The sequence below is a fragment of the Kitasatospora sp. NPDC002040 genome, from assembly GCF_040296785.1.
Lineage (GTDB): Bacteria > Actinomycetota > Actinomycetes > Streptomycetales > Streptomycetaceae > Kitasatospora.
In genome coordinates this window covers 706,038-726,702 of record NZ_JBEOXV010000001.1, presented here as the reverse complement: position 1 = coordinate 726,702, position 20,665 = coordinate 706,038, and the positions used below count along the sequence as shown (strand labels likewise).

General features: G+C 72.2%; 22 protein-coding genes. 14 read left to right on the top strand and 8 right to left on the bottom strand.

Going from position 1 to position 20,665, the window contains the following annotated elements:
• Nucleotides 1–76 precede the first annotated feature (76 nt).
• Genes ABT118_RS03505 through ABT118_RS03495 form a run of 3 tightly spaced genes read left to right on the top strand, consistent with a single transcriptional unit; the run spans nucleotide 77 to nucleotide 2,508 of the window.
• Complete coding sequence (locus ABT118_RS03505; protein ID WP_350644584.1) at nucleotides 77–739, top strand: DUF4097 family beta strand repeat-containing protein; 663 nt, start codon at nucleotides 77–79, stop codon at nucleotides 737–739.
• Between the two features lie 27 nt (nucleotides 740–766).
• Entirely contained in the window at nucleotides 767–1,726 is a 960-nt protein-coding gene (locus ABT118_RS03500; protein ID WP_350644583.1) for an ATP-binding cassette domain-containing protein, read from the top strand.
• Nucleotides 1,723–2,508, top strand: a complete 786-nt coding sequence (locus tag ABT118_RS03495; RefSeq protein WP_350644582.1) for an ABC transporter permease — start codon at nucleotides 1,723–1,725, stop codon at nucleotides 2,506–2,508. Before ABT118_RS03500 ends, ABT118_RS03495 begins: the two co-directional genes overlap by 4 nt.
• A gap of 111 nt (nucleotides 2,509–2,619) precedes the next feature.
• Here the strand turns inward: ABT118_RS03495 and ABT118_RS03490 are convergent, their stop codons facing one another.
• The gene (locus tag ABT118_RS03490) at nucleotides 2,620–3,006 is read right to left on the bottom strand and encodes a VOC family protein (RefSeq protein WP_350644581.1); all 387 of its coding nucleotides are present in this window, start codon (nucleotides 3,004–3,006) and stop codon (nucleotides 2,620–2,622) included.
• Between the two features lie 149 nt (nucleotides 3,007–3,155).
• On the opposite strand from ABT118_RS03490, the gene ABT118_RS03485 reads away from it, so the two are divergent.
• Nucleotides 3,156–3,842 (top strand): ABC transporter ATP-binding protein, encoded by a 687-nt coding sequence (locus tag ABT118_RS03485; RefSeq protein ID WP_350644580.1) that lies wholly within the window; start codon nucleotides 3,156–3,158, stop codon nucleotides 3,840–3,842.
• Nucleotides 3,839–6,253: an FtsX-like permease family protein gene (locus ABT118_RS03480; RefSeq protein ID WP_350644579.1), complete on the top strand. Its 2,415-nt coding sequence runs from the start codon at nucleotides 3,839–3,841 to the stop codon at nucleotides 6,251–6,253. Before ABT118_RS03485 ends, ABT118_RS03480 begins: the two co-directional genes overlap by 4 nt.
• A gap of 53 nt (nucleotides 6,254–6,306) precedes the next feature.
• Here ABT118_RS03480 and lysA read toward each other — a convergent pair whose 3' ends face one another.
• Entirely contained in the window at nucleotides 6,307–7,542 is a 1,236-nt protein-coding gene (gene lysA, locus ABT118_RS03475; protein ID WP_350644578.1) for a diaminopimelate decarboxylase, read from the bottom strand.
• Nucleotides 7,543–7,714: 172 nt separating this feature from the next.
• On the opposite strand from lysA, the gene ABT118_RS03470 reads away from it, so the two are divergent.
• Entirely contained in the window at nucleotides 7,715–8,581 is an 867-nt protein-coding gene (locus ABT118_RS03470) for an NAD-dependent epimerase/dehydratase family protein (protein WP_350644577.1), read from the top strand.
• 110 nt (nucleotides 8,582–8,691) lie between these two features.
• The gene (locus ABT118_RS03465; protein WP_350644576.1) at nucleotides 8,692–10,407 is read left to right on the top strand and encodes a glycosyl hydrolase family 8; all 1,716 of its coding nucleotides are present in this window, start codon (nucleotides 8,692–8,694) and stop codon (nucleotides 10,405–10,407) included.
• 62 nt (nucleotides 10,408–10,469) lie between these two features.
• Here the strand turns inward: ABT118_RS03465 and ABT118_RS03460 are convergent, their stop codons facing one another.
• Both ABT118_RS03460 and ABT118_RS03455 read right to left on the bottom strand, forming a co-directional pair.
• On the bottom strand, nucleotides 10,470–12,113 hold the full coding sequence (locus ABT118_RS03460) for an RICIN domain-containing protein (RefSeq protein WP_350644575.1): 1,644 nt from the start codon (nucleotides 12,111–12,113) through the stop codon (nucleotides 10,470–10,472).
• A 310-nt stretch (nucleotides 12,114–12,423) separates the two neighbouring features.
• On the bottom strand, nucleotides 12,424–12,663 hold the full coding sequence (locus ABT118_RS03455) for a chaplin (RefSeq protein WP_057231612.1): 240 nt from the start codon (nucleotides 12,661–12,663) through the stop codon (nucleotides 12,424–12,426).
• A gap of 260 nt (nucleotides 12,664–12,923) precedes the next feature.
• Here ABT118_RS03455 and ABT118_RS03450 point away from each other — a divergent pair, with 260 nt between their 5' ends.
• From ABT118_RS03450 to ABT118_RS03435, 4 genes are all read left to right on the top strand, one after another.
• A complete protein-coding gene (locus tag ABT118_RS03450; RefSeq protein ID WP_350644574.1) occupies nucleotides 12,924–13,181 on the top strand; it encodes a chaplin in 258 nt (85 codons plus the stop codon).
• A 249-nt stretch (nucleotides 13,182–13,430) separates the two neighbouring features.
• The gene (locus tag ABT118_RS03445; RefSeq protein ID WP_350644573.1) at nucleotides 13,431–13,673 is read left to right on the top strand and encodes a chaplin; all 243 of its coding nucleotides are present in this window, start codon (nucleotides 13,431–13,433) and stop codon (nucleotides 13,671–13,673) included.
• A gap of 95 nt (nucleotides 13,674–13,768) precedes the next feature.
• Nucleotides 13,769–14,038 (top strand): chaplin, encoded by a 270-nt coding sequence (locus ABT118_RS03440; RefSeq protein WP_350644572.1) that lies wholly within the window; start codon nucleotides 13,769–13,771, stop codon nucleotides 14,036–14,038.
• A gap of 97 nt (nucleotides 14,039–14,135) precedes the next feature.
• Nucleotides 14,136–14,498, top strand: coding sequence for a hypothetical protein (locus tag ABT118_RS03435; RefSeq protein ID WP_350644571.1), 363 nt, complete (start codon nucleotides 14,136–14,138; stop codon nucleotides 14,496–14,498).
• Between the two features lie 81 nt (nucleotides 14,499–14,579).
• On the opposite strand, the gene ABT118_RS03430 is transcribed toward ABT118_RS03435, so the two are convergent.
• Nucleotides 14,580–15,254: a hypothetical protein gene (locus ABT118_RS03430; protein WP_350644570.1), complete on the bottom strand. Its 675-nt coding sequence runs from the start codon at nucleotides 15,252–15,254 to the stop codon at nucleotides 14,580–14,582.
• Nucleotides 15,255–15,543: 289 nt separating this feature from the next.
• Here ABT118_RS03430 and ABT118_RS03425 point away from each other — a divergent pair, with 289 nt between their 5' ends.
• The 3 genes from ABT118_RS03425 (at nucleotide 15,544) to ABT118_RS03415 (ending at nucleotide 16,761) form a co-directional block, all read left to right on the top strand.
• Complete coding sequence (locus ABT118_RS03425; protein ID WP_057231624.1) at nucleotides 15,544–15,888, top strand: hypothetical protein; 345 nt, start codon at nucleotides 15,544–15,546, stop codon at nucleotides 15,886–15,888.
• 83 nt (nucleotides 15,889–15,971) lie between these two features.
• On the top strand, nucleotides 15,972–16,316 hold the full coding sequence (locus ABT118_RS03420; protein WP_350644569.1) for a rodlet layer protein: 345 nt from the start codon (nucleotides 15,972–15,974) through the stop codon (nucleotides 16,314–16,316).
• Nucleotides 16,317–16,503: 187 nt separating this feature from the next.
• Nucleotides 16,504–16,761: a hypothetical protein gene (locus tag ABT118_RS03415; protein WP_350644568.1), complete on the top strand. Its 258-nt coding sequence runs from the start codon at nucleotides 16,504–16,506 to the stop codon at nucleotides 16,759–16,761.
• 84 nt (nucleotides 16,762–16,845) lie between these two features.
• Here ABT118_RS03415 and hemB read toward each other — a convergent pair whose 3' ends face one another.
• From hemB to hemC, 3 genes are all read right to left on the bottom strand, one after another.
• Nucleotides 16,846–17,856, bottom strand: coding sequence for a porphobilinogen synthase (gene hemB / locus ABT118_RS03410; protein ID WP_350644567.1), 1,011 nt, complete (start codon nucleotides 17,854–17,856; stop codon nucleotides 16,846–16,848).
• 152 nt (nucleotides 17,857–18,008) lie between these two features.
• Nucleotides 18,009–19,646 carry a bifunctional uroporphyrinogen-III C-methyltransferase/uroporphyrinogen-III synthase gene (locus ABT118_RS03405; RefSeq protein WP_350644566.1) on the bottom strand — a complete coding sequence of 546 codons (1,638 nt, stop codon included), beginning with the start codon at nucleotides 19,644–19,646 and terminating at the stop codon, nucleotides 18,009–18,011.
• Complete coding sequence (gene hemC / locus ABT118_RS03400) at nucleotides 19,643–20,632, bottom strand: hydroxymethylbilane synthase (RefSeq protein ID WP_350644565.1); 990 nt, start codon at nucleotides 20,630–20,632, stop codon at nucleotides 19,643–19,645. The genes ABT118_RS03405 and hemC overlap by 4 nt, the downstream gene beginning before the upstream one ends.
• Nucleotides 20,633–20,665: the final 33 nt, after the last annotated feature.

Sequence of the window (20,665 nt, the reverse complement as noted above, 5' to 3'; positions counted from 1 at the left end):
GAACGCAACGTAGCTTTTCCCTCATCGGAAACAGCGGGGCCAAGCAGGCCACCGCAACCGGACAAGGAGAGCCACCATGCAGAACTTCGCCACCCCCGCCCCGATCACCACCGTCCTGGACATCCCCGCCGGCCACATCCGCCTCATCGCAGCCGACCGCACCGACACCACCGTCGAGATCCGCCCCGCCGACCCCGCCAAGAACCGCGACACCAAGGCCGCCGAACAGACCACCGTCCACTACGCCGACGGCGTCCTGCGCATCACCACCGCCCCCGCCAACAAGATCCTCGGCCACCCCGGCTCCATCGAGGTCACCGTCCAACTCCCCACCGGCTCCCACCTCGAGGCCAAGACCGCCGCCACCGAACTCCGCGGCGTCGGCCGCCTCGGCAACGTCACCCTCGACACCGCCCAGGGCACCGTCAAGCTCGACGAGACCGCAGACACCCGCCTCACCCTCCTCGCCGGCGACATCACCCTCGGCCGCCTCAACGGCACCGCCCACCTCACCACCCAGAAGGGCGACCTCACCGTCACCGAAGCCACCACCGGCACCCTCACCCTGCGCACCGAAGCCGGCGACATCACCGTCACCACCCCCCGCACCACCAGCGCCACCCTCGACGCCGGCACCAGCTACGGCCGCATCGACAACGCCCTCACCAACACCGGCACCCCCGACCTCGCCATCCACGCCACCACCTCCTACGGCAACATCACCGCCCGCACCCGCTGATCCGCAGCCATCGAAGGAGCACCCACCATGACCACCGACCTGGCCATCGCGGCGAACGGGCTGCGCAAGGCGTACGGCGACAAGACCGTCCTCGACGGCATCGACCTGGCCGTGCCCGCCGGCACCGTGTTCTCCCTGCTCGGCCCGAACGGGGCCGGCAAGACCACCGCGGTCAAGATCCTCTCCACCCTGGTCACCCCCGACGCCGGTGAGCTGCACGTCGGCGGCCACAACCTCGCCACCGACCCCCGGGCCGTCCGCGCCGCGATCGGTGTGACCGGACAGTTCTCCGCCGTCGACGGCCTGATCACCGGCGAGGAGAACATGCTCCTGATGGCCGACCTGCACCACCTCTCCCGCAGCGAGGGCCGCCGCACCACCGCCGAACTGCTGGAGCGCTTCGACCTGGTGGAGGCGGCGAAGAAGCCCGCCTCGACCTACTCCGGCGGCATGAAGCGCCGCCTCGACATCGCCATGACCCTGGTCGGCAGCCCCCGGATCATCTTCCTGGACGAGCCCACCACCGGTCTCGACCCCCGCTCCCGCCACACCATGTGGCAGATCATCCGACGCCTCGTCAACGACGGCGTCACCGTCTTCCTCACCACCCAGTACCTGGAGGAGGCCGACGAACTGGCCGACCGGATCGCGGTGTTGAACAACGGCAGGATCGCCGCCGAAGGCACCGCCGACGAACTCAAGCGGCTCGTCCCCGGCGGACACGTCCGGCTCCGCTTCACCGACCCGACCGCCTACCGCAGCGCCGCCCTCGCCCTGCCCGGAGCCAGTGGCGACGACGAGGCGCTCTCGCTGCAACTGCCCAGCGACGGCAGCCAGCGCGACCTGCGCGCCGTGCTCGACCGGCTCGACGCCGCCGGCATCGAAGCCGACGGGCTGACCGTGCACACCCCCGACCTCGACGACGTGTTCTTCGCCCTCACCGACAGCACCGCCATCCCGCACCAGTCCAAGGAGAACGTCCGATGAGCACCCTCTCCCTCGCCGTCCGCGACTCCTCGACCATGCTGCGCCGCAACCTCCTGCACGCCCGGCGCTACCCCTCGCTGACGCTGAACCTGCTGCTCACCCCGGTGATGCTGCTGCTGCTCTTCGTCTACATCTTCGGCGACGTGATGAGCGCGGGCCTGGGCGGCGCCGACCGCTCCACCTACATCGCCTACCTGGTCCCCGGCATCCTGATGATGACCATCGGCAGCACCGTCATCGGGGCCGCGGTCTCGGTCTCCACCGACATGTCCGAAGGCATCATCGCCCGCTTCCGGACCATGGCCATCCACCGCGGCTCCGTCCTGATCGGCCACGTCGTCGGCAGCGTGCTCCAGTCCGTCGCCAGCGTCGTCCTGGTCGGCGCCATCGCCGTCGCCATCGGCTTCCGCTCCACCGACGCCACCGCCCTGGAGTGGCTGGCCGCGTTCGGACTGCTCGCCCTGTTCGCCCTCGCCCTCACCTGGATCGCGGTCGGGATGGGCATGGCCAGCCCCAACGCCGAAGCGGCCAGCAACAGTGCGATGCCGCTGATCCTGCTGCCGCTCATCTCCAGCGCCTTCACCCCGATCAGCGCGATGCCGGGCTGGTTCCAGCCGATCGCCGAGTACCAGCCCTTCACCCCCGCCATCGAGACCCTGCGCGGCCTCCTGCTCGGCACCGAGATCGGCTGGAACGGCTGGCTCGCCGTCGCCTGGTCGCTCGCCCTGGCCGCCCTCGGCTACCGCTGGTCCAGCTCGAAGTTCAACCAGGACCCGAAGTAACCGCCATGCCGACGCGGGCCCGCGCCCCGTCCCGTTCCGCCCCAGGGCGGCGCACCCGACACCAGGTCGGCCTGCGCCGCCCCGTCGGCGTTCCCGGCCCGGCCCACCGGGTCAGTTCGGCTGCAGCAGGTCCCAGCGGTTGCCGTAGAGATCCCGGAACACCGCGACGGTGGCGTAGGGCTCCCGCCGCGGCGGCTCCTCGAAGGTGACACCGGCCGCGCTGAAGCGCGCATGGTCCCGGTCGAAGTCGTCGGTGTAGAGGAACCACCCGACCCGGCCCCCGGTCTGGCCGCCCACCACGGCCTCCTGCCCGGCCCCGTCCGCCCGGGCCAGCAGCAGCGCCGTCTCCCGGGACCCGGGCGGCGCCACCACCACCCAGCGCTTGCCGCCGCCCCGGTCGGTGTCCTCGACCAGATCGAAGCCGAGCACGGTGGTGTAGTACGCGATGGCCTCGTCGTAGTCGCGGACGACGAGGGCGACCAGCCCCAGATATGACATCAGGTCATGGTGCCAGAGCCGGCACCGGGTTCGGCCAGGCCAGGGGTCTATAAACCCGGCGTATACACCGTGTGTATAGTCACCCCGACGGGCCGCCCGGGGTGGTGGCGGCCGTACTGTGAACGACCGATATGACACGGAGCCGTGCGATGACCGCACCTGCCACGCTGCTCTCGGCCCGAGGGCTGCGCAAGAACTTCGGGCCGACGCCCGCGCTGGACGACGCCTCGATCTCGGTGGCGGCGGGGGAACTCGTCGCCGTGATGGGGCCGTCGGGGTCGGGGAAGTCCACCCTGCTGCACTGCCTGGCCGGGATCAGCCGGCCGGACGGAGGCAGCGTGGCGTACCGGGGGCGGGAGCTGGCCGGGTGCACCGATGCGGAGCTGAGTGCGCTGCGGCGGACCGAGTTCGGCTTCCTGTTCCAGTTCGGGCAGTTGGTGCCGGAGCTGACCTGCCTGGAGAACGTGGCACTGCCGCTGCGGCTGAACGGGATGCGGCGGCAGGCCGCCGAGCAGCGGGCGCAGGAGTGGCTGGAGCGGCTGCAGGTCGGGGAGGCGGCGGCCAAGCGGCCGGGCGAGGTGTCCGGCGGGCAGGGCCAACGGGTCGGCGTGGCACGGGCGTTGATCACCCAGCCGGCGGTGGTCTTCGCGGACGAGCCGACCGGCGCGCTGGACTCGCTGAACGGTGAGCGGGTGATGGCGCTGCTGGCGAGCGCCGCGAAGGAGACCGGCGCGGCGATCGTGCTGGTCACCCACGAGCCGAGGGTGGCCGCGTACGCGGACCGCGAGGTGTTCGTCCGGGACGGCCGCACCCAGGATCTGGCGGCGGCCGCGTGAGCGCCCCGGACGTCACCGGGCCCCCGCCGCCCGGCGGCGACCAGGTCCGCTTCCGCCTCCCGGCGCAGCTCGCCCTCGGCGCCCGCCTCGCGCTGGGCAGCGGACGGGAGGGCTGGGGGCGCCTGCTGCTGACCGCGGCCGGGGTCGGCCTCGGGGTGGCGCTGCTGCTGTTCACCGCCTCCTTTCCCGGCATCGTCGAGCACCGGAACCAGCGGCTCTACCTGCAGAACGACACCTTCGACGACGAGCACGCGGCCCCCGGCGAGCACAGCGTGCTGGTCGCCGAGGCGGGCACCACGTACCGGGGCCTCCCGATCCGGGGCCGGGTCGTGCAGGCCGAAGGACCGGGCGCGACCGTCCCGCCGGGCCTGGCCGCCTTCCCGGGCCCGGGCCGGATGGCCGTCTCGCCCGCCCTCGCCGAGCTGCTGGACGATCCGGCCAACCGTCCGCTCCGGGACCGGCTGCCGTACCCGGTGACCGGCACGATCGGCCCGGACGGACTGCTCGGCCCCGGCCAGTACGCCTTCGTGCTGGGCGGCGAGCACCTGTCGGTGGACGGCGGGGCGCAGCGGATCACCGCGTACGGGCACTTCGCGCCGCCGAAGCCGATGGACCCGCGCCTGGTGCTGCTCAACGTGGTCGGGCTGATGGTGATGCTGGCGCCGGTCGGGGTGTTCCTGGCCGCGGCGACGCGGTTCGGCGGCGAGCGCCGGGACCGGCGGCTGGCCGCGCTGCGGCTGGCCGGCGCGGACCGGCGGATGACCGCCCGGCTGGCCGCCGGGGAGTCGCTGGTCGGCTCGCTGCTCGGGCTGGCCACCGGGGCGGTGCTGTTCCTGGTGGGCCGTCAGCTGATCGAGGGTCTGACGGTCGCGGGCTTCAGCTTCTTCGCCGCGGACATCGCACCCGATCCGCTGATCACGGCCGTGCTGGTGGCGGCGGTGCCGGTGCTGGCCGTGCTGGTCACGCTGCTGGCGATGCGCCGGGTCACGGTGGACCCGCTCGGCGTGGTCCGGCACAGCGGCACCGAGCGGCGCCGACTGTGGTGGCGGCTCACCCTGCTGGCGCTCGGGCTGCTGGTGGTGGGTGCGGCGATGGCGCTGCCCTCCCCGTACGACCCGGCCTACGGCAGCCGGGACGACCTGCTCAACCCGGTGCAGGACACCCGGGGTTCGCTGCTGGTCTCGTTCGGCGTGCTGCTGATGCTGGCGGCGGTCTGCACGCTGCTGCCCTGGCTGGTGCAGGCGGTGATCCGGCAGGCCAGGGGCGGGGCGCTGTCCTGGCAGCTGGCGACCCGCCGGCTCCAGCTCGGCGCGGCCCCGGCCGCCACCGCGGTGAGCGGCGTGGTGGTGACGGTGGCCGGGGCGATCGCGCTGCAGACGCTGTTCATGGGCGTCAGCGCCCAGTACACCTCGGACCGGCAGCCGCCCACGGGCTACCGCTACCAGCAGAGCGTCGAGTTCGCCGGCGGCGCCGCCGACACGGCCGCACTGGCCGCCCGGCTCGGCGGATCACCGGGGGTGGACCGGGCGCTGGGCTACACCGAGTTCTTCCTGCGCGGCCCCGAGGGCCGGGAGTGGGAGGGCGCGGTGGTGCGGATCGCCGGCTGCGCGGCGCTGGCCGAGCTGGCGACCCTGCCGGACTGCCAGGACGGCGACGCCTTCCTGACCGATCCGACCGGCGAGCCGGGCCGGACCGAGCCGGTGCTGCCGGGCAGTCAGGTCCGGGCCGCGTACTTCCACGGCGAGGGCGAGCCGGCCACCTGGACGGTGCCCCCGATCAGGGCGACCGTGCCGTCCCGGGCCGGGGTCTCGCCGTTCGACCGGCCGACGGCGGGCGGGCGGCTGCTGCTGACGCCGGGTGCGGTCCCGGCGGCCGTCCTGCGCGGACAGCCCGCGACCGTCCTGGTGGCGATGGCCCCCGGCACTGCCGACCCGGCCGAGCAGCTGGTCACGGACGCCATGCTGGTCGCCCCGACCGCCAGGACGCGCTTCCCGCTCGACGCCGACCCGGACCACACCTACCTCGCGGTCAAGCGCGTCCTCACCGCGGGCGCCGGGCTGACCCTGCTGCTGGTCACCCTGAGCCTGCTGGTCGGGCAGTTGGAGCGGCTGCGGGAGCAGCGCCGGATCCTGGGCGTGCTGTACGCCTTCGGCACCCGGCGCCGGGTGCTGGCGCTGTCCGTGCTGTGGCAGACGGCGATCCCGATGGCGCTCGGGCTGGCGCTCGCGGCGGCGGGCGGGCTGCTGATGGGCTCGGTGCTGCAGTACACGGCCGGGCTGGACTTCGCCTTCGACTGGGGGTCGATGCTGACCCTGTCGGGCGTCGCGGCCGGTTCGGTCCTGCTGGTCACCCTGCTCGGGCTGCCGCTGCTGCTGCGGCTGATGCGGCCCAGCGCGCTGCGGTACGAGTGACCGGGGCGGCCCCGCCGGTTCCGTGACCGGACACCGGCGGGGCCGACGCCCCGTCAGTCCTCCAGCGCCAGCAGCTCCTCGACCGTCTGGCGGCGGCGGATCAGCCGGGTGTCGGCGCCGTCGACCAGCACCTCCGGGATCAGCGGCCGGGTGTTGTAGGTGGAGGACATGCTCGCGCCGTAGGCGCCGGTGTCGTGGAAGACCGCGAGGTCGCCGATCTCGACCCGGGGCAGTGGGACCGGGAGCACGTCGCCGCCGGGCGCCTGGGTGAAGACGTCGCCGGACTCGCAGAGCGGACCCGCCAGCACGGTGTCGATCGCGGGGGCGTCGACCGGGGTGCCGTCGCGCAGCACGGTGACGCGGTGGGCGCTGCCGTACATGGCGGGCCGCATCAGGTCGTTGAAGCCCGCGTCGACCAGCACGAAGTGGTTGCTGCCGACCGGCTTCTGGGCCCGGACCTCGGAGGCGAGCACCCCGGAGCCGGCCACCAGGAAGCGGCCCGGCTCGATCTCCAGCCGGACCGGGTGGCCGAGTTCGGCGGCCAGCTCGCGGCGGGCGGCGTCCCAGATCCGGAAGTAGCGGTCGGTGTCCACCTCGGGCTGCCCGGCGGCGTACGGGACCGAGAGGCCGCCGCCGGCCGAGATGGCGCGGATGTCCCGGCCGGAGATCCTGACCTGCTTGAGCATGGTCTCGCAGACCGCCTCCAGGTGGCCGTAGTCCACCCCGGAGCCGATGTGCATGTGGAAGCCGATCAGGTCGAGCCGGTACCGGTCGACCAGCGCCAGGCTCTCGGCCAGGTGCTCGTGCCAGATGCCGTGCTTGCTCTGCTCGCCGCCGGTGTTGGTCTTGCGGCTGTGGCCGTGGCCGAAGCCGGGGTTGATCCTGATCCAGACCGGGTGGCCGGGGGCGGCCTCGCCGAGCTGCTCCAGCATCTGCGGGGAGCCCGCGTTGACCGGGATGCCGAGTTCGGCCACCCGGCGCAGGGTGGCCCGGTCGAGCAGGTCGGCGGTGAAGACGATCGGGTCGTCGTCGGCGCCGTCCGGCCGGTACCCGGCCTTGAGGGCCCGCTCGATCTCGCCGAGCGAGACCGCGTCCACCGCGACGCCCTGCTCGCGCATCAGCCGGAGCAGGTGGGTGTTGGAGCAGGCCTTCTGGGCGAAGCGGACGGTGTCGAACTGCCTCAGCCTGGCGATCTGGCCGCGGATGCTCTCCGCGTCGTAGATCCAGACCGGGGTGCCGAACTCCTCGGCGACGGCGGCGATCCGGCGGCCGGGTATTGCGGTGGTCATCACGGGCTCCAGGGCAGGCAGGTGGTGCTGCGATCCTGCTGGATCGGGCCCGGGATCCGCAGGGCTGTCCGCCTGGTGGTCGCTCCGCTGGACAGTCGCGGGCCGCCGTCGTTTCCCATCCGGCCGGATCACCGGAAGACTGCTGCGCAGGCTACGGGAGGGGTTCAGGGGCATGGACGAGGTCTGCGTGATCGGCGGCAACCGGTACTTCGGGCGGCGGGTGGTCGAGCTGCTGCGGGACAGCGGGGCCAAGGTCACCGTGCTGAACCGGGGGTCCTCGGCCCCGCCGCCCGGGGTCACGCACCTGGTGGCCGACCGGGACGACGAGGCCGGGCTGGCCGCCGCGCTGGGCAGGCGGAGCTTCGACGTGGTGCTGGACCAGGTGCTGTACCGGCCCGAGCAGGCGGAGATCGCGCTGCGGGTGTTCGGCGGCCGGACCGGGCGGTACCTGATGACCTCGACGGTGGAGGTCTACGACCGGGTGCACGGGGTCGCCGGACAGCCGCTGGGCGAGCCGGAGTTCGACGCCGCCGCCTGGACCGGCGCGCCGTCCGCCGAGTACGCCGAGGGCAAGCGGGGCGCCGAGGCGGTGCTGGCCCGGCAGTCCGTGCTGCCGTACGCGGCGGTGCGCACCGCGCACGTCCTGGGCGGCGGCGCCGCCGACTTCACCGGCCGGCTGGCGCACTACGTGCAGCGGATGCGGACCGGGGCGGAGATCGTCGCGCACCGGCCGAGCCATCCGGCCACCTTCGTGGAGTACGGCGAGATCGCCGACTTCCTGGTCTGGGCGGCCGGTTCGGACTTCACCGGGCCGGTGAACGCCGCCTCGCACGGGGAGACCGACGTCCGGGCGCTCTGTGCACTGATCGCGGCCCAGGGCCTGCCCGAGGCCCGGTTCACCGAGGGGGCGGAGCCGTCGCCGTTCTCCTTCGACCACTACTACGGGGTCGCCAACACCCGGGCCGAGCAGCTCGGTTTCCGGTTCTCCCGGCTGGCCGACTGGCTGCCGGGAGTGGTCCGGGAGAGCGTGCGGGGCTGACGGTCCGTCCGGGCACGGAGGAGTACAGCCTGCTGAACTCCGGTCTCCATTAGGAAACTTTACTAACCTACCCCTTGCCCCTCCGTGCCCGGAGCCAGGATGCTCCCGCCATGTCCCTTACCAGAAGCAAGACTTCGGTCGCGCTCTGCGCGGCCTCGGCAGCCGGTGCGCTGATCACCAGCCTGCTCGCGCTCACCCCCGCCACCGCGGCTCCGGGCAACCTCGCCCTGAACCGGCCGGTCACCGTCTCCTCCTCCGAGACCAGCAGCTACGGCGGCGCCAAGGCCGTCGACGGCAGCGGCACCACCCGCTGGGCCAGCGCCGAGGGCGTGGACAACCAGTGGATCCAGGTCGACCTCGGGGCCGGCGCCTCGGTCGGCCGGGTCGTCCTCAACTGGGAGGCGGCGTACGCCAAGGCGTACCGGGTGGAGCTCTCCGACGACGGCAGCAGCTGGCGCCAGGTGTACTCCACCAGCACCGGCGACGGCGGCACCGACGACCTGGCGGTCAGCGGCACCGGCCGCTACCTGCGGGTCTTCGGCACCGCCCGCGGCACCGCGTACGGCTACTCGCTGTTCGAGCTGGAGGCCTACGGCAGCGGCGGCACCCCCACGCCGACCCCCACGCCGACGCCCACCCCGACCCCCACGCCCACCCCCACCCCGACCCCCGGCGGCGGCGTGAACGTGCCCTTCGGCAGCCACGCGTTCCCGTACGCCGCCGGGACCATCAAGGTGTCCGGCAGTCAGGCCGCCAACGACGCCAAGGTGGTGGACTACTACAAGAAGTGGAAGGCCGCCTTCGTCACCTCCAAGTGCGGCAACGGCTGGTCGGCGATCGCCTCCACCGACGCGGACCACCCCTACGTGGCCGAGGGCCAGGGCTACGGCCTGACCATCCTGGCCACCATGGCCGGGGCCGACCCGGACGCCAAGTCCTCCTTCGACAAGGTGCTCAAGTTCGTCCTCGACCACCCCTCGGTGAACAACTCGGCGCTGCACGCGGCCGAGCAGGACGCGAGCTGCAAGAGCGTCGACGGCAGCGACTCCGCCACCGACGGCGACCTGGAGATCGCGTACGCGCTGCTGCTGGCCGACCGGCAGTGGGGCAGCACCGGGAGCTACAACTACAAGTCCCTCGCGGTGAAGCGGATCAACGCGATCAAGGCGAGCGAGGTGGTGGCCGGCACCAAGCTGACCAACTTCGGCGACTGGTCCGACGGCAACTACAACACCATGAGCCGTAGTTCGGACTGGCTGCCCGGCCACTTCAAGGCCTTCCGGAAGGCGACCGGCGACAGCGCCTGGGACGGCATCCTGACCGCCCACCAGAACGCGATCAGCCACCTGCAGAGCAAGTACGCCCCCAGCACCGGCCTGCTGCCGGACTTCGTGGTGAACACCAACACCAGCGACCCCAAGCCGGCCCCCGGCAAGGTGCTGGAGTCCTCGCTGGACGGCGCCTACTCCTGGAACGCCTGCCGCGACCCGTGGCGGATCGGCGTGGACGCGCTGACCACCGGTGACAGCCAGTCGCTGGCCTCGGTGCGGAAGATGAACACCTGGATCAAGTCCGCCACCGGCGGTGACCCCAGCAAGATCGCCCAGGGGTACAAGCTGAACGGCACCGTGGCCGAGGCCGGCTCCTCGGTCGCCTTCATCGCCCCGTTCGCGGTGGCCGCCGCCGCCGACCCGTCCAGCCAGGCCTGGCTGGACGCGCTCTGGAACAACCTGAACGCCACCCCGCTGGACCCGAGCGGCTACTACGGCGCCAGCATCCAGCTCCAGGTGATGATCGCGATCACCGGGAACCACTGGCTGCCGTAGTCACGGCAGGACGGAGACGGCGGGCCCGGGAGACCGGGCCCGCCGTCTCCATCTGCCCGGCCCTACGGCAGGTAGGCGATGCCGAGCTTGGTGATCTGCCACCGCTGGTCGGCCGCACCGGTGTCGGCGGCCAGCGCGACCACCCGGTTGCCCTGGGTGTCCAGCACCGACGACAGGCCCATCACCTTGGACTGGTCCGCCGCGGCGGCCAGTTGGTAGCCGCCGGCCGCTGCGGGCCGGAAGATCCAGCGCTGGTTGTCACCGCCGTGGCAGCTCCACTGGACCAGCCGGGTGCCGGGCGCGGTGGCCGCCCCGGTGGCGTCCAGGCACATCGACTCGTTGCCACTGAAGTTCAGCGTGAATCCGCCCGCCGGGCGGGAGTTGAGCACAAAGGACTGGTTCAGCCCGCCGGTGGCCCGGTAGCCGACGGCGGCCCGGCCGTTGGTGCTGTCGCCGTACGTGCCGCCGCCCGCGAAGTCCAGCACCTGGCCGGTGGCCAGGTTGGTGAGCTGGTACCAGGAGCCCGCCTCCGGCTTGTCCGGGAAGGGCTGACCGGGCGTCAGCGGCTGGATCGAGGTGGTGTTCTGCGGGTTGAGCGTGCAGAACGCCTCCTGGAGTGCGGGCTGCCGGTAGAACTGGCCCAGGCAGACCCCCTCGCCGCGGAAGCCCGCGACCCGCAGGTGGTAGGACTGCCGCACCATGTTCATGCAGACGCCGGGGATGCCGATCTCGTGGTCGCAGCCGTTCCTGGTCCGCTCCGACAGGTCGATCACGTCGCCGTTGGTGTACTCGTACGGCGAGCTGGTCCAGCCCGCGCAGACCTCGTGGCCGTAGGAGACCCGGCGCTGGTCCAGGTAGCGCACCCCGGGCACCCGGGCGGCGGCCTCGCGCAGCGCGTCGCTCAGCTTCGGCACCACCCAGTTGTGGCCCCAGGCCAGGTCCTCGGGGAAGGCCGGGCAGCCGTCGGCCACCTTTCCGGCGTAGTCGTTGCGCCGGATGTCCGGGGTGATCGGGGTGAAGTAGGACTGGTACACCAACTGGTAGGAGGAGTCGGCGTACCCGGCCGCCCGCATGGTGGCGCGGACGCTGGTGAGCGCGGCCGCCACCTTGGGCTTGACCCGCTCGGCCCGCTGCTCGATCGAGTCGCTGCCGATGGTGTCCCGGCAGCCCCGGTCCTTGGGGATCGGGAAGTACTGCTGCAGACAGCTCATCATGATGCCGCTGAAGTCGAAGTCGTCGTTGGCGCCGATCGTGACGACCACCATCTTGATGTCGTACTCGGCCGCCTTGCGGGCGAGTTGGACGTCCTGCTTGGGCTCGCCGAAGTCGCCGCTGCCCGGCCCGGTGATCTTCGCCAGCTCCGGGTCGCTGACCAGGTCGCCGGTCTGCGCGCCGGAGCAGGCCAGATCCAGCCCGGTGACCCCGGGCAGGTCGGTCACGAAGATCTCCGACTTGGCGTGCCGGTGGCAGTAGTTGGTGGGGGTGTCGGTACCGGGCTCGTACGCGTCGGCGGTGTCGGTCCCGGCGCCTTCGCCGGAGATGGCGCTGTCGCCGAGCGCGACGATCGCGGCGGGCTTCACCGCAGCCGTGGGGGCGGCCGAGGCGGTGGGGGTGCCGGTCAGCACGAGGGCGGCGAGCAGGCCGATGGCGGCCGTCAGAGCAGCCCGGCGCTGTCGCCGCACCGCCCGTGGTTCTGTCCTGATCACGCGTGACTCCTTGAGGGGTGGGGGCCACTCGGCGTGCGCCGGGCGGCGCGGAGTATCGGGCGTGGAACGGGTGGGCAGAAGATGAGCCCGGCTCACATGCTAGATACTGACAAGTAACGCAACAAGAGCCAGGACACGGGCGGCACAGGCGAGTTGGCGCAGCCTCCGGACAGCGCGGAACCGCCGCCCCGCGCCTCAGGAGGGGAGGCGGGGAGCGGCGGCTCGGGTACGGCGGAATCGACCGAGAGGCGGCCCGACACCGGGGCGTCAGGCGCTGTTCGGGTACAACTCAGGTGTTACGGGGCTGAATTCAGCCGACGTTCGCGCAGGAGTTGCCGAACGCCGGGTTCAGCGCGCCGATCACGTTGACGCTGTTGCCGCAGAGGTTGACCGGGACGTGAACCGGAACCTGGACGGAGTTGCCGGAGATGACACCCGGAGAGCCGGCGGTGACGCCCTCGGCCCCGGCACTCGCCATCGCGGTGCCCGCACCGGCGGCAACGATGCCGACAACAGCGGCGCCGACAGCGGCGGCCTTCTTGACGCTCATTTGAGTCTCCTCGTAGATCAGGTCTTCCAGTTGCCGTACCAACAGCGGACGAGCAAGGAAGCGCACAGGCGTGCTTCCGGTCCAACGAGGGCTGCCAGGGCTGGTTCCGGCGGCACTTCGACAATCACCCGAATGCAGCAATCCCGGCATTTGGGTGATCGCGGGCGCCGCCCGTTTCCCCCCGCGCACTGCGTCGTTCTTACTGGCGAACCCAGCTCCACCCAGTCCCCTGATCAACACGCAAGAAATGAGTTCGCACCATGCGCAAGCTCGCCTACGGCACCCTCGGTACCGCCGCAGCCGCGGCCCTGCTGCTGAGCGGCGCCGCTGCTGCCGCCGCCCACGGCCACCACAGCAGTGGCGCCTCGGCCGAGGCCGTCACGGCCGGCTCGCCCGGTGTGCTCTCGGGCAACAACGTGCAGGTCCCGGTCCACATCCCGGTCAACCTCTGCGGCAACACCGTCGACGTGATCGGCCTGCTGAACCCCGCGTTCGGCAACTCCTGCGTCAACGCCTGACTCTGACGCCACGTCAGACCGAAGGCTTCCAGGTGGAGTATTTCGACACCCGCCTGGGCGCGCCGCGATTGCGTACTGATCTCGACCGTGCGAGAACTGAACCACGGGGCGCGTGAACGAAGCGGCCGAGCGAGACCGTCCAATCCACGGGCGTAACAAGGCACTTGGGCCGCTCGCATGACACACCACACGGTACCCCCCAGAACTCGGGTGGCTTTTCCGGCCATCCGCCCAAACGGAGGAATCCCCATGCGCAAGATCCAGAAGGCTGCTGTCCTCTCCCTCGCCGCTGCCGGCCTGCTGCTCGGCTCCGCCGGTGCCGCTTCCGCCAGCTCCGACGCCGAGGCCGTCGTGGCGGGCTCGCCGGGCGTGCTCTCGGGCAACAACGTCCAGGTCCCGATCCACATCCCGGTGAACGTCTGCGGCAACACCGTCAACGTCATCGCGCTGCTCAACCCGTCGTTCGGCAACTCCTGCGCCAACGTCGGCTGAATCAGCTCCGGCTGATCAGGCTCCACCGGGTGGTGCCCCGTTCCTGTGCGGGGCACCACCCACCCCTCCCTGTGTGATCTAGGAGATCAACCCCCATGCAGAACGTGAAGAAGGCCGCCGCCGTCGGCGCCGCCGCGCTCGGTATCGTCGCCGCCGGTGCGGGCTCCGCGCTGGCCAGCTCCTCCGCCGAGGGCGTCACCGCCGGCTCCCCCGGTGTCGGCTCGGGCAACTCGATCCAGGTTCCGGTGCACGTGCCGGTCAACCTCTGCGGCAACAGCGCCAACCTGGTGGGCCTGCTGAACCCGTCGTTCGGCAACTCCTGCGCCAACGTCGAGGCGCCCCCGGTGGCCGACGAGGACTGCTGAACCACCTGTTGAACGGCAGTGCACCCGTGCGAAGCCCCTTGGTCCGCCGACCGAGGGGCTTCGGCGTCCGCCCAGGCACCACCCAGGAGTTGAACCCATGACGCTCAGGAAGCAGCTGTCCCTCGGCCTGCTCACCGCCGCCGCCCTGCTGGGCGCACCCACCGCCGCCCAGGCGGTCGACCTGCCCGCGCCCGGCGGCCAGTTGCAGCCGGTGGACGCCGCCGCGGGACTCGGTGCGGTCACCGGGGCGCTCGGCCACGGCGTCCGGCCCGCCAAGACGCTCCGGCTCGACCCGTTCGCCCAGTCCTCCGCCGATGTGCTGAACAACGGCCTCGCGCTCGAACCGGACAACGGCCTGGAGCCGGTCTCCACCGCCCCGCTGACCGCCCCGCTGAGCGGTGGCGGAGGCCCCGAGGACCTGCTGCTGGTCGGTGAGGTCACCGACCTGCTGCCCGGCTGACCCGCGGCCCCGGGCAGCGCCCGGCACAGCGGAGCCCGGCACCACCGGAACGGCGGGTGCCGGGCTCTTCCGTACGGTCCGTCAGGCCTGGTCGAGCACCTCGCGCATGGTGCCGGTGGTGGTCGAGGTGAGGCCGGCCAGCGAGTCGGTGACCGAGAGCTTCTCGCCGCCCTTGCCCAGGCTCGCCTTGGCGCCCGGGATCGCCTGCACCGGCGCGGTGACCAGCTGCGGGTCCAGCTCGCCGGCGGTCAGCATGTCGTCCGCGGCCGACCCGCTGTTGCCCTCGACCCAGGCGAACGGCTGACCGAGGGTCAGGTCGGGGCCCTGGGCGTTCAGCGGGGCGGCCGGGGCGTCCAGCGCCAGGTCGCCCAGCTCGGTGCTGCGGTCGGCCGTCGGCAGCGGCAGCGCGGCCTGCAGGCGGGGGCCGACCTTGCCGACCTCGACCCCCGGCACGACCCGGTCCGGGATCAGCTGGGCGCCCGGCTTGGCGTCCGGCACCGGCGGCATCAGCAGCGAGGTCGGGATCCCGCCCGAGACCTGGCCGCCCTTCGGCAGCAGCGGCAGGTGCTCGCTGACGGTCTCCAGCGGGATGGTGAACGGGACCTCCTCGGTGCCCCACTCGTCCTCGATCGACGCGACCTGACCGGGCGTCACCGGGGAGCTGCCGGGGGCGGCCATCGCCGCCGACTGGCCGGCCAGGACGCCGGTCCCGACCGCCAGCAGCAGCGCGCCGGTCGCCCGCTTGGAGAGCTTCATGCTAATCACCGTTCTGTCTGTGGAGCTTGGGTAGCAGCCGCTGCGCGGCCGAAAGCAAACTGCCTAAACGAGTAAGCGGCGCCCGGGATAGCACGGGTTAACCAGTATGGCCTAATAATCCGACTGCAGGGCCGGGTCTTTGGCGATCCATCACCGATTTCCGAAGATTCCGCGTAACCTTCGCGCCCGTCATTCTTTGATCTAAATGTCGCAGCCAGGACGGTGTCGGAGGTAATCCCCCCGGACAGGCCGGCAACCGATGTGATTCATCCAGAGAGGTATCTCCACCATGCTCCAGAAGACTTTCGCGGCTGTCGGGCTGGCCGCCGCCGCCCTGGCCGCCACCGCCGCTCCGGCCTCCGCGATCGGCAACGCGGACGGTGCGGCCGGTTCCATCCAGGGCAACGGCGGCACCAACGCCACGGGCACCTGGGGCAACCACAGCCCGAACTACCACGTGCTCGACAACCCCAACATCTGCCTGCCCGAGGTGCACAACATCGGCGTCGGCGTCCTCGGTGTCGCGGTGCCGGTCGAGGTCGCGGCTCTGAGCAACCAGCCCAAGCAGACCTGCGTGGTCGGCGAGGGCACGCTCGGCAGCGGTGACGGCGGCGTCTCCCACCTGGTCGGCTGAACCCTCTCGCCGGCCTGGCCCGTAAGGGCCGACTGATCCACCCTGCTCCATCACTCCCATCAGATCCGAAAAGGAACAGAACAATGATCAAGAAGGCTCTCGCCGCCGTGGGCGTTGCCACCGCTGGTCTGGCCATGACCGCCGCTCCCGCCATGGCGATCGGCGACTCCGACGGTGCCGCCACCTCCATCTCGGGCAACGGCGGCACCAACGCCACCGGCACCCACGGCGACCACAGCAACAACTTCCACACCCTGGACAACCCGAACCTCTGCCTGCCCGAGGTTCACAACATCGCCGTCGCCGTCATCGGTGTCGCGGTGCCGATCGAGGCCGACGTTCTGAACAACGAGCCGAACCAGGTCTGCAACGTCGGCCAGAACACCGTGGGCAGCGGCGACGGTGGCGTCTCCCACCTGATCGGCTGATCACTGCTCCACGCACCACCGCCGCAGGGCCCGGGGGAAGCCTTCCCCCGGGCCCTGCGGTCTGCTGCCGTTCGCGACGTGCTGCTTTCGAGTGGACCGGCCGCGGCTCGCGCGCGTGCTGCACCGTGCGCACCCGAATCCATGGTCACCTGTAGTCACACTGCTGTCACGCAGAGAGGAACTTCTGATGAAGAGCATCCTGGGCAAGGCCGCGATCACCGCGGTCGCCACCCTGGCCCTGGCCGGAGTCTCGGCCCCCGCCTACGCGCACGTGAGTGCAAGCGGTGGCGCCCAGTTCGCCGCCTCCGCCGATGAGCCCTTCCTGGCCGCCGAGCGCTGGGGCCACGCCGAGACCAGCCACATCGAGGCCTGCTTCCACGAGTGGTTCGTGGCGGGCGACGACTGGGCCGCGGGCGGCGCCGAGGGCAGCGCCACGATCGACTGACACCCGGTCAGCAGGAAGGGGTGGTGGGGAACCCGGTTCCCCACCACCCCTTCCGCATGCCCAGGTGCTCAGGTGCTCAGGTGCTCAGCGCAGCATCCCGGCGGCCTCGGTGGCCCAGTAGGTGAGGATCTGCTCGGCGCCGGCCCGGCGGATCGAGGTGAGGGTCTCCAGGATGAGGCGCTCGCGGTCGACCCAGCCGTTGGCGGCGGCGGCCTCGATCATCGAGTACTCGCCGGACACCTGGTACGCCGCGACCGGCACCGGCGAGGCGTCGGCGATCTGCCGCAGCACGTCCAGGTAGGCCATCGCGGGCTTGACCATCACCAGGTCGGCCCCCTCGGCCACGTCCTGCTCCAGCTCGCGCAGCGACTCCCGGGCGTTCGCCGGGTCCTGCTGGTAGCTCTTCCGGTCGCCCTTGAGCGAGGAGCCGACCGCCTCCCGGAACGGGCCGTAGAAGGCCGAGGCGTACTTGGCCGTGTAGGCCAGGATCCCGACGTCCTGGAAGCCCTGCTCGTCCAGCACCTTCCGGACCACGCCGACCTGACCGTCCATCATCCCGGACGGGCCGACCAGGTGGACCCCGGCCTCGGCCTGGACCAGCGCCATCTCCTTGTACCGCTCCAGGGTGGCGTCGTTGTCCACGCTGCCGTCCTCGGCCAGCACCCCGCAGTGGCCGTGGTCGGTGTACTCGTCCAGACAGAGGTCGGACATCACCACCAGCGCGTCGCCGACCTCGGAGACCACGTCCCGGATGGCCAGCTGCAGGATGCCGTCCGGGTTGGTGCCCTCACTGCCGATCGCGTCCTGCACCTCGGGCACGCCGAACAGCATGATGCCGCCCAGGCCCGCCTCGGCCGCCTCGACCGCGGCCCGGCGCAGGGTGTCCCTGGTGTGCTGCACCACCCCGGGCATCGACCCGATCGGCCGCGGCTCGCTGATCCCCTCCCGCACGAACGCGGGCAGGATCAGCTCCGCCGGATGCAGCCTGGTCTCCGCGACCAGCCGCCGCATCGCGGGAGTGGAACGCAGACGACGCGGACGGACGTACGGGAACTCAGCGGACACGAGCTTCTCTCTCCGAACGGTGGGAACCATCAGGGGCTCGGGGAACTGCGACGCCGACCTCGTACAAGGTCACCGGTGCGTGGGCGGTCAGGCACTTTCGCCTTTGACCCGCACGCCAGACATCCTCGCCGTTCCCCGAGCCCCTGGACCGTAGTACCTGAGGCCCTGCGAGAAGTCCCGGGTCAGCGGGCCTTGCGGCGGGAACCCGGACGACGCTCGCTCGGGCGGTAGACCGGCTCGCCCGCGGCGGTCGCGGTGTCCCGGCGGCCCGCCCCGAAGTCTGCCAGCGCCTGGGCCAGTGCGGCGGCCGACGGGGCCGGGGCCATCACGTCCACCCGCAGGCCGTGCTCCTCCGCGGTCTTCGCGGTGGCCGGGCCGATGCAGGCGATGATCGTGACGTTGTGCGGCTTGCCCGCGATCCCGACCAGGTTGCGGACGGTCGAGGAGGAGGTGAAGAGCACCGCGTCGAAGCCGCCGCCCTTGATCGCCTCCCGGGTCTCGGCCGGCGGCGGCGAGGCGCGCACGGTCCGGTAGGCCGTCACGTCGTCCACCTCCCAGCCGAGTTCGACCAGGCCGGCCACCAGGGTCTCGGTGGCGATGTCGGCGCGCGGCAGCAGCACCCGGTCGATCGGGTCGAAGACCGGGTCGTACGGCGGCCAGTCCTCCAGCAGACCGGCGGCGGACTGCTCGCCGCTGGGCACCAGGTCGGGCTTCACGCCGAAGTCGACCAGGGCCTGCGCGGTGGTCTCGCCGACCGCCGCGACCTTGATCCCGGCGAAGGCGCGGGCGTCCAGCCCGTACTCCTCGAACTTCTCCCGGACCGCGCGGACCGCGTTGACCGAGGTGAAGGCGATCCACTCGTAACGGCCCGTCACCAGGCCCTTGATGGCGCGCTCCATCTGCTGCGGGGTGCGCGGCGGCTCGACCGCGATGGTCGGCACCTCCTGCGGCACCGCGCCGTAGCCGCGGAGCTGGTCGGAGAGGCCGTGCGCCTGCTCCTTGGTCCGCGGCACGAGGACGTTCCAGCCGAACAGCGGCTTGGTCTCGAACCACGAGTGCGAGGAGCGGTGGGCGACCTGCTCGCCCACCACGGCTATCACCGAGGTGGCCGGGTCGACCGGGGCCGAGACCGGCGAGGGCAGTACCCGGGCCGCCTTCAGGTCGGCCGCGATGGTGGCCAGGGTGGCGGTGAAGGTGCGCTGCCGGGTGGTGGTCCCGGAGAGGGTGGCCGACAGCGGCGAGTCGGGCTTGCGGCCGTTGGCCACCAGCGCGGCGGCGGTGGCGGGCAGCTGGCCGAGCGTGGTGCGGACCACCAGGGTGGTCTCCGGCGCACCGAGGTCGACCGCCTGGCCGGCCAGCAGGCCGGCCCCGTCCACGAACCGGACGTCCGCGCCCCGGCTGCCGCGCAGCGGCACCCCGGCGTAGGCCGGCACGCCGACCGACTGGGCCACGCCCGGGATCACCTCGAACGGGATCTCGGCCTGGGCGCAGCCGAGCATCTCCTCGGCGGCGCAGCCGTCCAGGCCGGGGTCGCCGTCGACGGTGCGGACCACGTGCTTGCCGGAGCGGACGGCCTCGGCGACCAGGGCCGCCACGTCCGGGCAGTCCTCGCCGGCGGTGCTGTGCACCACCACCCGCTCGGGGCAGTGGGTGCGCACGGCGACCGCGGTGAGCGGGTCGGCGATCAGCACGTCGGCGGAGGCCAGCACGTCCACCGCCCGCAGGGTGAGCAGGCCCGGGTCACCGGGGCCCGCACCGAGGAAGGTGCAGCGTCCGGCCGGGGCGGCCGGGGTGTGCGCGAGGTTGGCGGCGGCGCTCATCGGGCTCGCTCCCCCATCAGGTTGGCCGCTCCCACGTCGAGCAGCCGCTCGGCGAGCGCGTGGCCGAGGGCCACCGCCTGCCGCTCGGCGGTCTCGTCGAGGACGAGCGGACCGTTGGCGGTCTTCTTCAGCAGGGTGGCGCCGTCGACGGTGCCGACCACGCCCTCCAGCCGCAGTTCGGTGCCCTGCCAGGTGGCGAGGGCGGCAACCGGGGCGGAGCAGCCGGCCTCCAGGCGGGCCAGCAGGGCACGCTCGGCGGCCACCGCGACCCGGGTCGGGAGGTGGTCCAACTCACCGAGCACGGAGGCGAGTTCGGGGCTCACGCACTCGACGGCCAGGGCGCCCTGGCCGGGAGCGGGGAGCATCAGCTCCGGGTCCAGGAGCTCGGTGGCATCGGCGCTGCGGCCGAGCCGGTTGAGCCCGGCGGCGGCCAGCACCACCGCGTCGAGCTCGCCCGAGGCGACGTAGCCGATCCGGGTGTCCACGTTGCCGCGGATCGGGACCGTCTCCAGCTCGACCCCCTTGGCGCGGGCCCATGCGTTCAACTGGGCCATCCGGCGCGGCGATCCGGTGCCGATCCGGGCGGTGTGCCCGGCCAGCTTCTCGACCAGCTCGGTCAGGCCCAGGCCGTCCCGGCCGACCAGGGCGTCCCGGCTGTCCTCGCGCTCGGGCACGACCGCCAGCAGCAGGCCCTCGGGCGCCGCGGTGGGCAGGTCCTTGAGCGAGTGCACGGCCAGGTCGATCCGGCCCTCCAGCAGCGCGTCGCGCAGCGCGGAGACGAAGACCCCGGTGCCGCCGATCTGTGCCAGCGCCTCCCTGGACGTGTCGCCGTAGGTGGTGATCTCCACCAGCTCGACGGGGCGTCCGGTGACCCGCTCGACCGTGCGGGCGACCATGCCCGACTGGGCCATCGCAAGGGCGCTTCGGCGCGTGCCGAGGCGCAGCGGCTGCGACTGGCCGTCGCTGCTGCTCAGTTGACCATTCATGAGGTGATCGTCCCGGTCATGCTCGTGGGCTGG

Coding starts and splice junctions, on each gene's coding strand:
- ABT118_RS03415 (WP_350644568.1), top strand. CDS start 16,504: ATGAAGAGCATCCTGGGCAAGGCCGCGATCACCGCGGTCGCCACCCTG.
- ABT118_RS03455 (WP_057231612.1), bottom strand. CDS start 12,663: ATGAGCGTCAAGAAGGCCGCCGCTGTCGGCGCCGCTGTTGTCGGCATC.
- ABT118_RS03450 (WP_350644574.1), top strand. CDS start 12,924: ATGCGCAAGCTCGCCTACGGCACCCTCGGTACCGCCGCAGCCGCGGCC.
- ABT118_RS03445 (WP_350644573.1), top strand. CDS start 13,431: ATGCGCAAGATCCAGAAGGCTGCTGTCCTCTCCCTCGCCGCTGCCGGC.
- ABT118_RS03405 (WP_350644566.1), bottom strand. CDS start 19,646: ATGAGCGCCGCCGCCAACCTCGCGCACACCCCGGCCGCCCCGGCCGGA.
- ABT118_RS03420 (WP_350644569.1), top strand. CDS start 15,972: ATGATCAAGAAGGCTCTCGCCGCCGTGGGCGTTGCCACCGCTGGTCTG.
- lysA (WP_350644578.1), bottom strand. CDS start 7,542: ATGACCACCGCAATACCCGGCCGCCGGATCGCCGCCGTCGCCGAGGAG.
- ABT118_RS03490 (WP_350644581.1), bottom strand. CDS start 3,006: ATGTCATATCTGGGGCTGGTCGCCCTCGTCGTCCGCGACTACGACGAG.
- ABT118_RS03470 (WP_350644577.1), top strand. CDS start 7,715: ATGGACGAGGTCTGCGTGATCGGCGGCAACCGGTACTTCGGGCGGCGG.
- ABT118_RS03505 (WP_350644584.1), top strand. CDS start 77: ATGCAGAACTTCGCCACCCCCGCCCCGATCACCACCGTCCTGGACATC.
- ABT118_RS03425 (WP_057231624.1), top strand. CDS start 15,544: ATGCTCCAGAAGACTTTCGCGGCTGTCGGGCTGGCCGCCGCCGCCCTG.
- ABT118_RS03430 (WP_350644570.1), bottom strand. CDS start 15,254: ATGAAGCTCTCCAAGCGGGCGACCGGCGCGCTGCTGCTGGCGGTCGGG.
- hemC (WP_350644565.1), bottom strand. CDS start 20,632: ATGAATGGTCAACTGAGCAGCAGCGACGGCCAGTCGCAGCCGCTGCGC.
- hemB (WP_350644567.1), bottom strand. CDS start 17,856: ATGGTTCCCACCGTTCGGAGAGAGAAGCTCGTGTCCGCTGAGTTCCCG.
- ABT118_RS03465 (WP_350644576.1), top strand. CDS start 8,692: ATGTCCCTTACCAGAAGCAAGACTTCGGTCGCGCTCTGCGCGGCCTCG.
- ABT118_RS03500 (WP_350644583.1), top strand. CDS start 767: ATGACCACCGACCTGGCCATCGCGGCGAACGGGCTGCGCAAGGCGTAC.
- ABT118_RS03485 (WP_350644580.1), top strand. CDS start 3,156: ATGACCGCACCTGCCACGCTGCTCTCGGCCCGAGGGCTGCGCAAGAAC.
- ABT118_RS03440 (WP_350644572.1), top strand. CDS start 13,769: ATGCAGAACGTGAAGAAGGCCGCCGCCGTCGGCGCCGCCGCGCTCGGT.
- ABT118_RS03495 (WP_350644582.1), top strand. CDS start 1,723: ATGAGCACCCTCTCCCTCGCCGTCCGCGACTCCTCGACCATGCTGCGC.
- ABT118_RS03435 (WP_350644571.1), top strand. CDS start 14,136: ATGACGCTCAGGAAGCAGCTGTCCCTCGGCCTGCTCACCGCCGCCGCC.